Annotated in this window: 8 protein-coding genes; 6 read left to right on the forward strand and 2 right to left on the reverse strand. The window is 71.4% G+C overall.

Going from position 1 to position 12,598, the window contains the following annotated elements:
* Positions 1–52: 52 nt before the first annotated feature.
* Positions 53–1,339 (reverse strand): GNAT family N-acetyltransferase, encoded by a 1,287-nt coding sequence (locus tag WMF39_RS48895; RefSeq protein WP_437743290.1) that lies wholly within the window; start codon positions 1,337–1,339, stop codon positions 53–55.
* Positions 1,340–1,509: 170 nt separating this feature from the next.
* Between WMF39_RS48895 and WMF39_RS48900 the strand changes: the two genes are divergently transcribed.
* The 3 genes from WMF39_RS48900 (at position 1,510) to WMF39_RS48910 (ending at position 6,342) form a co-directional block, all read left to right on the forward strand.
* The gene (locus WMF39_RS48900) at positions 1,510–3,504 is read left to right on the forward strand and encodes a DsbA family protein (protein ID WP_437743291.1); all 1,995 of its coding nucleotides are present in this window, start codon (positions 1,510–1,512) and stop codon (positions 3,502–3,504) included.
* A 161-nt stretch (positions 3,505–3,665) separates the two neighbouring features.
* On the forward strand, positions 3,666–4,874 hold the full coding sequence (locus tag WMF39_RS48905) for a hypothetical protein (RefSeq protein ID WP_437743292.1): 1,209 nt from the start codon (positions 3,666–3,668) through the stop codon (positions 4,872–4,874).
* A gap of 136 nt (positions 4,875–5,010) precedes the next feature.
* Positions 5,011–6,342, forward strand: a complete 1,332-nt coding sequence (locus WMF39_RS48910) for a phosphoribosyltransferase family protein (protein WP_437743293.1) — start codon at positions 5,011–5,013, stop codon at positions 6,340–6,342.
* An 81-nt stretch (positions 6,343–6,423) separates the two neighbouring features.
* On the opposite strand, the gene WMF39_RS48915 is transcribed toward WMF39_RS48910, so the two are convergent.
* Positions 6,424–7,929, reverse strand: coding sequence for a hypothetical protein (locus WMF39_RS48915; protein WP_437743294.1), 1,506 nt, complete (start codon positions 7,927–7,929; stop codon positions 6,424–6,426).
* A gap of 280 nt (positions 7,930–8,209) precedes the next feature.
* Here WMF39_RS48915 and WMF39_RS48920 point away from each other — a divergent pair, with 280 nt between their 5' ends.
* The 3 genes from WMF39_RS48920 to WMF39_RS48930 all read left to right on the forward strand — a co-directional run bounded on the left by WMF39_RS48920 (position 8,210) and on the right by WMF39_RS48930 (position 12,532).
* Positions 8,210–8,752 carry an inorganic diphosphatase gene (locus tag WMF39_RS48920; protein WP_272096779.1) on the forward strand — a complete coding sequence of 181 codons (543 nt, stop codon included), beginning with the start codon at positions 8,210–8,212 and terminating at the stop codon, positions 8,750–8,752.
* A 672-nt stretch (positions 8,753–9,424) separates the two neighbouring features.
* Complete coding sequence (locus WMF39_RS48925) at positions 9,425–11,158, forward strand: DUF1592 domain-containing protein (RefSeq protein WP_437743295.1); 1,734 nt, start codon at positions 9,425–9,427, stop codon at positions 11,156–11,158.
* A 51-nt stretch (positions 11,159–11,209) separates the two neighbouring features.
* Positions 11,210–12,532, forward strand: a complete 1,323-nt coding sequence (locus WMF39_RS48930) for a DUF1552 domain-containing protein (protein ID WP_437743296.1) — start codon at positions 11,210–11,212, stop codon at positions 12,530–12,532.
* The last annotated feature ends 66 nt before the right edge of the window (positions 12,533–12,598 follow it).

Genomic DNA, 12,598 nt, shown 5'->3' on the forward strand with positions numbered 1-12,598 from the left:
GAGGTGGTCCAGCGGATCGGTGGGATCCCCCGGGAAGCGGGAGCCCGGGCGATCAGACGTCGAGCTCGCCGTCGGTCATGAACCAGCTCTCCGCGTCGAGCAGCACGCGCCGCAGCTCGTCGGGGAAGGCGGGATCGAGGTGGACGATGAGCCACCGCGAGCCGACGTTCGGCGGGTGGGGGCGGGAGAAGAACCCGAGCGCCCGCAGGCGGGCGCTGAACGAAGGGGGCGTCACGAGGAGCATGCCCACGGAGACGTGCCCCTCTCGCCGCATCGCCTGGCAGAACTCGAGCAGCAGGGCGTCGAACGTGGGGCCGTTGTCCTCGCAGAACAGGTCGCTGATCTCGACCTTGTTGTTCCGCACCGAGTAGACGGCGTAGCCGAGCAGCCGCCCGTCGTGCCGGTCGAGCATGCAGAAGAAGCGGTATCGGACGTTGCCGAGCTGCGCATAGCGCCAGTTCAGGAACTGGGCGCTCCGCTCGCCGACGACCGGCCAGGGCTTCGCCCGCGACCACAGCGCGTCGAAGCGGTGATCGGCGGCGTCCACGAGCTCGGTGCGCACGCGGCTCCCCTTCGCGAGCAGCGCGGCGGTGTCCCGGAGCGCCATCGAGGCATCGAGGGCGCTGCCCGCGGCCCGGACCAGGAGGTTGTCCGGCTTCACCGTCGCCCGCTGGATGGCGCGCTCCGCCGCGGTCGACAGCGCCTGCGCGAGCGGGGCGGGCGGGGCGCCCGGCTCCGCCGCCTCCCAGAGCGCGCGCCAGCGAGGGTGGGGGACCGCCGACGCGGCCCGCTCGGCGACCCGCTGCACCACCGCGCTCACGATGTTCCGCTGCTCGCCTGCCGACGAGGCAGCGAGCTCGTTCAGCTTGTACGCGGCCATCAGGGGCCGGACCCAGATGATGGAATCGGCGATCTTCTTGTAGCCGGCGCGCTGGAAGATCGGGAATGAGGCCTTGTTGGGGAAGCCGAACACGAAATCGACCCCGGCGTCGCGGCAGCCCCTCGCGAGCTCTCGCTGGATGCTCATGGCGGCCCCCGCGATGCGGTGCGCCTTGGTCACGCCGAAGTCGCCGAGCACGCCGGCCTTGAGCTTGCGCCCGTCGACAACCAGGTCGCGCGGATAGAACGAGCCGCTCCCGATGATCTCCCGCTCCGGTCCGTGAAAGCCCATCCAGGTCCGCGGGGGGCCGGCCGGGTTCTGCTCCTGGAACCAGCGCATCCGCCGCTCCACGAGCTCCTGCGATACCTCGCCGTGGGCGAGGTTCTCTTTCCAGAGCTGCGCGAGGACGTCCCTGTGCTCTTCCGGCTGGACGCGGGCGGCGCTGTAGACCTTCTCCATGGCTTTCCGGTGCGCTCTCCTGGCGCGGCAGAGCGGCGCGCCGCGCCCGTCATGGCCGAAGGCGGCGAGGGCGTCAATCGCGCCTGGCGGCGCGGCGAGGCGTTCCGCGCTGGGCACAGCGACGCCCGCGCGGCGAAGGCGTCATCGCGGAACCGGAGTACACTCGCGCGATGTCTCGCCGCGCCATCGCCGCCGTCGCCTGGCTCTCGTTGCTGTTCGCCCTGGCTTGCAGCTCCGCGCTGCCGCCGCCCCCTCCAGACGCTTCGCAGGCGAAGAGCAGCGGCGCCCCCGCGCGGCAGCCGGGCCCAGCCGCTGATCCGGGAGCGACGTTCGATGACGAGGTGATGGTCGCGGACGGCGACCCCGGTCCGGTGCCGGTGACCCGCGCGGATCCGGCGCGCGGCAGCCGGCTCGCGCCCGTGACGATCGTCGTGTTCTCCGATTTCGAGTGCCCCTTCTGCAAGCACCTGGGCGGCACGCTGAGGCAGCTGGAGCAGCGGTACGGCGCGGAGCGGCTGCGGGTCGTGTGGAAGAACTTCCCGCTCGCCTTCCACAAGCAGGCTCGGCCGACGGCCGAGGCCGCGATGGCGGTGTTCGCGCACGCGGGTCCCAAGGCCTTCTGGGCGTTTCACGACGCCATCTTCACGGCCGACGAGCGGCTCTCGCCGGAGGTCCAGGCCACCGCGCTCCGGCGGGCCGGCGTGACCCCCGGCCAGATCCCGCAGCTCGTCCAGCAGAGCAGGGCGGCGCAGAAGGTCGACGCGGACATGGCGCTCGCCGGGCGGCTCGGCGTGAACGGCACGCCGGCGGCGTTCATCAACGGCGTCCTCCTCGTCGGCGCGCAGCCGGCGGAGCGGTTCGCGGAGATCATCGACGCGCAGCTCGCCGCGGCGCAGGCGCTCCGCGCCGAGGGGACGCCGCCGGAGAAGATCTACGCGGCGCTCGCGAAGAAGAACTTCGCTCCTCCTGCCGAGGAGCCCGACGACGCCGAAGAGGAAGGCGACGGCGGCGTGGTGCACCTCGTGCCCGTCGGCGACTCGCCCGTGCGCGGCGCGGATACGGCGCTCGTCACGATGGTGCTGTTCAGCGACTATCAGTGTCCGTTCTGCAGGCGGGTCACGCCGACGGTCGAGAAGCTCAGGGCGCAGTACGGCGACAAGCTGCGCGTCGTCTGGAAGGACCACCCGCTCCCGTTCCACCCCCGGGCCGAGCCCGCTGCAGAGCTCGCGCGCGAGGCCCGCGCCCAGAAGGGAAACGACGCCTTCTGGCAGGCCAACGATCGCCTCCTCGCCGGCGAGGCCGCCCTCGACGACGCCGCCCTCGAGGCCGTCGCCGCGGACCTCCGGCTGAACGTCAACGCGGTGAAGCGCGCCGTCGCCTCGCACAAGCACGCCGCCAAGATCGAGGCCGACGTGGATCTCGCCGACGATCTCGGCGCCCAGGGGACCCCGCACTTCTTCATCAATGGCCGCAGCCTCGTCGGCGCGCAGCCGATCGAGAAGTTCCAGGCGATCATCGACGAGGAGATCGCCAAGGCGGAGGCGATGGTCGTGGCCGGGACGCCGCGCGCGAAGGTGTACGAGGCCATCCAGAAGCAGGCGGTCCCGCCGGCGCCGCCGCCGAAGGTGTCCGTGCCGCCGGCGCCCAAGGGCCACCCCAGCAAGGGCGCGGCTGCGGGCAAGGTGGTCATCCAGGTGTTCTCCGACTTCCAGTGCCCTTTTTGCGCGCGCGCCACCGCCACGATGGACGAGCTCATCAAGGCGTTCCCGGGCAAGGTCCGTGTCGTCTACCGCCACCTGCCGCTCCCCTTCCACCCGGAGGCGCAGCTGGCCGCCGAAGCGGCCATGGAAGCGCTCGCGCAGAAAGGGCCGGCCGGCTTCTGGAAGATGCACGACCTGCTCTTCAAGGCTCACGACGCATCGAACCTCGACCGCGCGGCCCTGGAGCAGCACGCCGCGAGCCTCGGGCTCGACGCGGCGCGCTTCGCAAAGGCGCTCGACGAGCACACCCATCGCGCCGCCGTCGAGGCCGACGCGCAGGCCGCCCGGAGCGCCGGCATCACCGGGACTCCCGGGTTCGTGATCAACGGTTACCTGGTCAGCGGAGCCCAGCCGCTCGCGAAATTCAAGAAGGTAGTTCGGCGCGCCCTCGGCGAAGCGAACTGAACACGACCTGAACACGCGCGACATGCGCGTCCCGGCGGCGCGCGCTCCGGCTCCGGGCTCCAGGACCTGCGCTCCGAGCGATCTGGCGCTCGGCTCACCATGTGCGTTTCCCGGGGCGCCTCCATCGATATTGCGCTTCGAGCTCGTGATAGCCTGTCGCAATGCCCAAACCGCGCGGTCGAGGGACATCGGCCGAACCCAGGCGCACCGTCAAGGCATCGAGCGGATCCGCGCGCGCGCGGCGTCATGGCAAGGCGGGCGAGCGCGGGGGCGCGAAGGCGGGCCCGCCGGCCGCGCTGCGCGACGGGCAGGAGCGGGGGGCGCCCGCAAGCTCGCGCGCCAGGCCCAGGAAGGCGAAGGGCGCGACCTCGCTCGTGGAGGCCGCCGTCGCGAAGCGACCGGCAGCGCCGGGGAAGCGCGCGGCGGCCGAGCCACCGGCGGCGCCGAGGATGCGCCCCCCGAGAGCGCGCGCTGGCGAGCAGGCCAGCGCCGCGCCGCCGAAGCGCCGACCCCGGAACGCGAAGGCGAAGAGCGGAGCGGATGACGCGGAGTTCTCGCCGCCCCGGCCGCCTGAGCTCGACTGGGACGACACGCCCTCTGAAAGCGCCGAGGAGGTCCTCGCCCAGCGCTGGGCGGCGCGGGGGGAGGAGCTCTTCCAGCAGCTCGAAGGCCACGGCGCCGCGCTCCACGAGTACCGCGCCGATCTCAAGGAGGGGCGCTTCGTCTGGATCGCGCCGAGCGGGCGCGTGTCCGCCGAGGCGAGCGCGCGCCTCCTGTGCAGCTGGTCGTGCGCGACCTCGGTCCTGGTCATGGCGTGGGCCGACCCGCTCGCCAGCGGCGCCGGGATCGAGCGCATCGACGGGATGCCCGCGGAGCAGGACGGCATCGACGAGCAAGGCGCCTGGCAGATCGCGATGAGGGCGGCCGACGCCTGCAACGCCGCATACCTCTATCGCGTGTCCTCGCCGCAGGCCTGGTACTTCCTTGCGCTCGACGGGCTGACGTTCTCACCGAAGCGCACTTCGTTCCATCCGGGCGCGCCGGTCTGCCTCGTGCTGCGCGCCATCGGCGAGGTGCGCGAGGCGATCGCGTCCCGCGCCGAGCCCGCCGACGTCGTCCGCGACAGGATCTCGGCGCTCAGCGGCTCGCTGTTCCACCAGGCCAGATATGCCTATCGCGACACCGATTGGGTCGCGCGCCTCGATCGGACCGGCTCGTGCCTCTCGCACCTCGCGAAGCGCATCCCACGCGCGGGCTTCAGCGCGATCGCCGCGGGCCAGCGCATCGACGAGTGGCTCGAGCGCGAGCTCGCGGTCGAGCTGATCAACGCGCTCTCGCTCATCGAGGACGAGTGGAGCCTGTTCGGTTGATGGGGCGCTGACGGGCGCGGTCGAGCCCGTATCGCGGTCAACCCCCCGCCCCTCGTCGCGTCGCGCGCGGCCGAGCCCGCGCCGCGCGGCACCGCTCTTGAAGGGGTCGCAGGAGCGGACGTGAGGGGAGGGGGCGATGGGGCGAGCGAAGCTGTTCGAGGATCGCAGGGACGCGGGGCGCAGGCTCGCGCAGCTGCTCTCGGGGTACAGGAGCGAGGCGCCGCTCGTGCTCGCCCTGCCGCGCGGCGGCGTCGAGGTGGGCTACGAGGTGGCGCGCGCGCTGGGCGCGCCGCTCGATGTGTGGATCGTGCGCAAGCTCGGCGCACCCGGGCAGCCGGAGCTCGGCGTGGGCGCGATCGCCGAGGGGGGCGAGGTGTACATCGATCGGGGCCTCGTCGCGATGCTGGGGATCTCCGAGGCGGAGCTCGCCGAGATCGCGGAGCGGCAGGCCGCCGAGGTGGAGCGCGGGGTGCGCCGGTACCGGGGCGACAGGCCGATGCCCCGCGTCGAGGGGCGGACGGTGATCGTCGTGGACGACGGCATCGCGACCGGCGGGACCGTGCGGGCCGCGCTGCGCGACCTGCGCAAGCGCTCGCCGAGGCGGCTCGTGCTCGCCGCGCCGGTCGCCGCGCCGTCGAGCCTGTCGTCGCTCAGCCGCGAGGTCGACGGCATCGCTTGCATCGAGGAGGACCCGGGCCTCCAGGCGATCGGCGCCTATTACGAGGATTTCTCGCAGACGTCGGACGACGCCGTCGCCACGCTGCTCGCCGAGGCGCGGCGCGAGGTCCCGAGGCCGGAAGGGGCGGAGCGGCCCCTCTTCGTCGAGGCAGGGACGGCGGCGCTGCCCGGGGACCTCGCGATCCCCGAGAGGGCGGGCGGCCTCGTGATCTTCGCGCACGGCAGCGGCAGCAGCCGCAGGAGCCCTCGCAACCGCTCGGTCGCGGAGGCGCTCTGGCGGTGGGGGCTGGCCACGCTGCTCTTCGACCTGCTCACCGACGAGGAGGAGGCGGAGGATCGCCGGAGCGCCCACCTCCGCTTCGACGTCGATCTGCTCGCGCGGCGGCTGCTCGGGGCGACGGACTGGGCGCTCGCGCGCCCCGAGCTCCGTCACCTCGCGGTCGGCTACTTCGGCGCGAGCACCGGCGCGGCGGCCGCGCTCATCGCCGCGGCGGCGCGGCCGCGCGTCGTGGGCGCCGTCGTGTCGCGCGGCGGCAGGCCCGACCTCGCGGGCGCGGCCCTGGCGATGGTGCGCGCGCCGACGCTGCTCATCGTGGGCAGCGCGGACACCGAGGTGCTGGCGCTGAACCAGGCTGCCCTCGACGACCTCGCGGGCCCGCGCCGCCTCGCCGTCGTGCCTTCCGCGACGCACCTGTTCGAGGAGCCGGGCGCGCTCGCGGCGGTCGCCCGGCTCGCCGGCGAGTGGTTCGCGCAGCACCTGATCGCGCGAGGAGCCGAGGCGAGGGCGTGACGCGCCGGCCGGCGGCCTGCGCAGGCCGAGGCGAGAGCGCCGCCGGCCGGCGCCCGGCGCGAGCGCTGGCCGGCGCGGCGCCTACCTGGAGAGCCAGACCGTGTACGCGTGCGGCATGAACGGCGCGTCGTCGGGATCGAAGGGGAGGCTGCGGATCATGCTCCCCGCGTTGACGCCCACGACGAGCAGCCCCGAGAGCCCGTCGAGCCCCACCACCGTGCGCTGCGCGCGGCTGCTGCCGAAGACGCCGGCCACGTCGACGCGGCCGGCCTCGGCGCCGTGTACGTCGACCTTCACGATCGCCCAGCGGAACAGCGCGGGCAGCTCCCAGTCGGCCACGAAGGTGATCTCGGCCGTCCTGAGATCCGGCCGAGCGGCCGCGTTCTCCGCCGAGAGATCGAGCCAGAGATACGTCGCGCCGGTCGGCTCGATCGGGCGCAGGGGCGCGACCCGCCGCGGGAGCGTGGCGTAGGGCAGCGACCACTCGAAGCGAACCCGGCCGAAATCGCCGAAGCGCTCGGCGTCGGAGAGGTGCGCGCCGTCGCTGCGGCTGCCCAGGAACGCTCGCGCGATGGCGAACTCGAGGAGCAGGTCGTCGAGATCCTCGCCGCGCGATCGCAGGGACGCCCGGAGCGCATCGAACGTGTCGGGCTCGGCGTGGAAGCGCGCCGCGCCCGCGGGCGTGGACTGCGCCGCGATGGCGAGCAGCGACGTCGCGACCTGCGCCGGCGTCCCGGTGCCGTACGCGTCGTCGAGGTACCACGGAAAGAGCAGGCCGCCGTCGAGCGCGCCGAGCGCCGCGCCGGTGAGCGCCCGCTCGGGCGCCCGCTGGAAGGCGTCGACCGCGGCGAGCTCCTCGGCCGCGCAGGGCGCCGCGATGGCGGCGAGGTAGCTCGCCGTCATGGCGATCGCGCCCTCCTCCGCCCCGGCGTCGAGGCGCACGGCGACGGCGGCTCCGAGCGCGTAGGCCGCGTCGGACGCGCTCGCGCACCCGCCGCGCCCCGGCGCTGCGATGATGGCGAACGCGCTCGCGGCGTCGAACCGCTCCCCGAGCGCCCGCAGATCGTGCCCCACGCGCGTCGGGCCGCGGCGCGGGCCGCGCTCCAGGTAGAGATCGTACGCTGGGCCGCCGCCCCGCGCGCCATCGGGGAGCGGGCGCGGCAGACCGAGCGCGTCGTAGGCCCGCATCGCGGCCTCCAGGTGGGTGAGGCTCTCGAGGAGGGCGGCGCCGGGGACGTCCGCGGGCGCGTGCACGCAGACGGGCAGCGTGAAGGAGCAAGCGCGTTGTCGGACGTCGCGGAGGTCGCGCTCGTCCGGGCGCTGCACCGGCGAGACCACGGGTCGGCCCTCGGCCGGCGGGGCGGCGGCCGCCGAGGCGCCGTCGTCGGAGGGCGCCCCGGCCTGCGCGCTCGCGACGGGCGAGGGCGGCTTGGCCGACGTCGCGTCCGGCGCGCGCGCCGCTGCCGCGGGGGGGCCGCCGAGGGCCGCGCCCAGGGCGAGGACCACCAGCGCCCTGGGCGCCGTGCGTCGCAGCGCGGGCGCTCGCTCTGGTCGCGCGGCTGGGGCGCGTGTGGGGAACGGTCTCATGGGGAGCGCACTTGGTATCCGGAGATCCGCCGGCGAGTCTGACCCGGCGGCTTCGCGCTAGCTCATCGCACGAGCGACCGCCCTTGCCCATGCTCGCCAACGTCGGTCCTGCGCCCCCCGCCGGCCCGCGCCGGGAGGGCCCCGGCGGCGGCGTGGCTCATCTCGTCCCAGAGCGGGAATACGGGGGTGTCTGGACCCCGATCTCACCGGATCGAACTCCTGGTATCGTGTGCGCCCCTCGCCCGCCTCCCGGGCGGGGGCGAAAGCCCAGGACGATTCAATGACCCATCCGCTTCACGACATCTTGCTCCCCGACAGCCGACACGACTTCTTCCCCGTGGTGATCGAGATCCCGAAAGGATCGAAGTGCAAGTATGAGCTCGACAAGAAGACGGGGCTCTTGATGCTCGACCGCGTGCTCTACTCGTCAGTGCACTACCCGGCCAATTACGGCTTCATCCCTCAGACGCACGCGGGCGACGGCGACCCGCTCGACGTCCTCGTCATCATGCAGGAGCCGGTCGTGCCGCTCACGATCGTGAGGGCGCGCGCCATCGGCGGCTTCTTCATGCGCGACGACAAGGGCGTCGACGACAAGATCATCGCGGTCGCCGTCGACGACCCCTCCGTGGCCCATTACCTGACCCACGAGGAGCTGCCGCCGCACGTGACCAAGGAGCTCATGCGGTTCTTCATCGACTACAAGACGCTCGAGAACAAGCTCGCAGAGGTAGATACGATGTACGACAGGAACCGCGCCCTGGAGGTCATCGAGGAGTCCGTCGCGAGCTATCGCTCGATCAGCGCCTGGTCCAAGGGCTGACGCGGCTGGCCCTGGGGGCCCGGTTGCAGCGGCGCACGGATGGATCGCGGAAGCGGTGGATCGCCCTTCCTGGACCCCTCGGCGTCCACCCCTCGCAACCTTCGAAAAAATCCAGAAACCGGGCATAGCGGCGCGAGGTAACCCCGCGAGAACACTCGGCACGAGGGTTGCTTTACCGCCCGCCGTGGATCGCTTGTCGACGCTCATGGACGACGAAGGCCTTGCCCAGCGGCTCGCCCAGAGCCCTGAGGTCGAAACGCGCCTGGCGATCCAGCGGCTCCGGTTCGACCTCGGATCCGGTGGGAGGTCGAGCTCTCTGGCGTGGCGGGTGACACCGCGAGTCGGCTCAACGCGGAGCGTCGAACTCGACTTCGCTCCGGGGAGAGCTGCCAAGGGCCCACCATGACGCATGCGGGCGAGCGGGCAGGGCAAAGACGCTGAAAACGACGCTGAAAACGATTCGAACGCGGCGAACGCAATCAACGCAAACAACACAAATGACGCGGACGATTCGGTGACAGGCCATTGAAGCGCGCGGGTATGCGCATGGATTATCGAGGCGACACCGCTTGATCGGGGCTTGACAACATGAGAGACATCAGCTTTTCTCAAGCAATGATGAGCACGCTTAATAGCTTAGTTTCGGCGAAAGCGTGTCGCCGCTACTCCGCAGTGGCGCTTCTCCTCGCCGGCCCGCTCGGTTGCCTGGGCAACCTCGGAAATCCCGACGGGACGCCCTCCGAGACCAGTAGCAGCGGCGACGGCACCGGCAACGGCAGTAGCAGCAGCGGCGGCGACGGCGGCGGCCCGCCGATCGGCGACCCGCCGGACGTGCCCCCGGAGATCCCGGAGGTGTCGGAATGCGAGGTTGCGGACAAGAGCACCCCGGGCCCGCGCGTGGTGCGTCGCCTGACGGTGGATCAATTTGAAGCCACTGTCCGCGATCTGTTCAAGGACCAGTCCGTCGCGCTTCCGAGCATCTTCAACGATCCGCAGGTGCTCGGGTTCTCGGCCGACGCGAACGCGCTCGTGATTCGCGACCTGACGGCCCAGCAGATCATGGATTGGGCCGAGACGACCGCCGACTGGGCGGTGACGAACAAGCTCGCCAGCATCACCACGACGACGTGCAGGACCCTGGACGCGAGCTGCCGGACCGAGTTCATCCGCGACTTCGGCCGCCGCGCGTTCCGCGACAAGCTCACGGACGAGCGCGTCGCGTCCTACGACGCGCTGTTCGGGGCGGAGACGTCGTTCGAGGACGGCGCCAAGGTGGTCGTGGGCGCCATGCTGCAGTCGCCGTACTTCCTCTATCGCCACGAGATCGGGACCGAGGCGAGCGGCTCGGGCGTCTACGAGCTCACCCCGCACGAGATCGCGAGCAACCTCTCGTATTTGCTGACCGGGACCATGCCGGACGAGGCGCTGCTGCAGGCCGCCGACGCGGCCGCCGCCCAGGGCGCCAACCTGACCAGCGAGCAGATCGCCCAGCACGCGCTGCGCCTGCTGGAGGACTCGGCGACAAGGCCGCTCGCCGAGAAGGAGATGATGCGGTTCATGCGCGGCTGGCTCCAGCTGAACCGCCTCGTCACCGCGGTGAAGGACAACACGGTCTTCGATCTCACGGACGCCCTGCGCAAGGACATGATGGCCGAGACGCAGGCGCTCGTCGTGGACACCGCGTTCAACCAGAACGGCACGTTCGCCAACCTCCTGCAGGCGGACTACACGTTCATCAACTCCAGCCTCGGTTCGCACTACGGCATCAACGGCGCCGGGGGCACCGAGCTGACGAAGGTGACGCTCACCCCAGGGCAGCGCGACGGGGGCATCCTGGCCCACGGCAGCTTCCTGACGGGGCATGGCAGCGCGAAGCTGTCCTCGCCGACCCAGCGCGGCAAGATGGTCCGCACGCGGCTCCTCTGCCAGCCGCTCGAGCCCCCGCCGCCCGGCGTGGATCCGAACGTCAAGCCCCTGGAGACGCCGGCGACCACGCGCGAGATGGTCGAGCAGCACACGAAGGCCGAATATTGCGCGGGCTGCCACAAGTTGACCGACAAGATCGGCGTCGGCTTCGAGCACTACGACACGTTCGGCCGCTGGCGGAACGATGAGAACGGGATCCCCGTCGACGTGACCGGCACGGTCGTCGAGCCGCCCACCGGCGAAGACTTCAATTTCAGCGGCGTCACCGAGCTGGCCGACTACCTCGCGGCGAGCGAGGACGTCAAGGCGTGCATGGTCCGTTACTGGTCGTACTACGCGTTCGGCGGCACCTGGGAGCAGGACGGCTGCACGTACGAGAAGGTCCAGGAGGAGGCCGCGGCGGACGAGTTCCGTCTCAAGAGCGTGTGGCTCGCGCTGACGCGCGCGCCGCACTTCACCCGCAGAGTTCAAGGTCCGTGACCCCACGGCTGCAACCCAAGAACAGATCGGTAGCGAGTGAAAGGATCGGTCATGCGCAGCCACAGTCGTAGGAAGTTTCTCAAGGGTGTCGGGGCCAGCCTGGGGGCCAGCCTTCTGTTCTCTCCCTTCTATGATTCCATCGCCAACGCGGCTCCCGGGAAGAAGCCGAAGCGGCTCCTGATCTTCTTCACCATGGGGACGGCCCCCTCGATCTGGAAGCCCAAGAGCGTCTCCGGCGAGACCCCCACGTTCAGCGAGTCCACCTCGCCGCTCGAGGAGGTGAAGGAGCACATCGTGATGCTGGACGGCCTCCCCAGCGGGAGCCCCAGCAACAACCACGGGTCCGCCGACGGCCTCACCGGGATGGGCTATTACAGCAACGGCCCGTACGGGCTGATCTCGGTCGACCAGTACATCGTCGAGAAGCTGAAGGGCAGCGGGCTGTCGACGCCCATCCCCTCGCTCCTGCTCGGCGCCGCCGTCGAGGGCGGCAAGACGGGGTTCTACAAGGGGACCAACCTGTCGCCGATCGCCTCCCCCACGTCCGCCTACTCGACCGTGTTCACGGGCTTCACGCCGTCCAACAACCAAGGCAGCAACGACAACGGCGCCGCCGAGGCCCTGCTGAAGCGGCGCAAGAGCGTCCTCGACAACCTCACGAAAGAGCTCACGTCGCTCAAGGGAAACCTGGGGAAGGAGCAGCAGTACAAGCTGGATCTGCACCTCGAGTCGATCCGCCAGCTCGAGCAGCGGCTCTCGAACACCATGACCCCGGGAGGCGGAGGAGGGACGGGCGCCTGCTCCGTCCCGGGAACGCCGAGCGGCGACATGACCAATGGCTTGAAGGCCAACCAGCTCCATCTGGATATCATCGTCGGCGCGTTCGCGTGCGATATCACCCGCATCGCCGCGATCCAGTGGGGCTCGGATCAGATGATGAACGCGAACCTGAGCGAGATCGGGCTCAGCGGTGAGGAGCATAACGGCATGATCCACACCGGCGCCCCTGCGCACCTCGACCTGATCAAGCTCGAGAAGTGGCTGCACCAGCAGTTCGTCGGCGTCATCAAGAAGCTGAAGGCGACGCCCGAGGCCGACGGCTCCGGGACGCTCCTCGACAACACGCTGGTCGCCTGGTGCCGTGACATGGGCGACGCGCCGAACCACACCCAGAACGAGATGAAGTTCGTCCTGGCGAGCGGCAACGGCGGCTACCTGAAGACGGCCCCTGGCGGCCGGTTCATCAAGAGCGGCGAGCGGCACGAGCGCGTGCTGCTCAGCCTGTGCGACGCGATGGGCGTCACGGACTTCTCCGGCTTCGGGGATCCGGCGCTGGGCAGCAAGACGCCGCTCCCCGGCATCGCCGCGACCTGACACCGAGGGCGCGAGGCCGCTCGCCGCGACAGGTGCGCCCCCACGCACCTGTCGCGGCGAGCTCCG

Source organism: Sorangium sp. So ce1504 (assembly GCF_051521635.1).
In the GTDB taxonomy this organism is placed as follows: domain Bacteria; phylum Myxococcota_A; class Polyangia; order Polyangiales; family Polyangiaceae; genus Sorangium; species Sorangium cellulosum_B.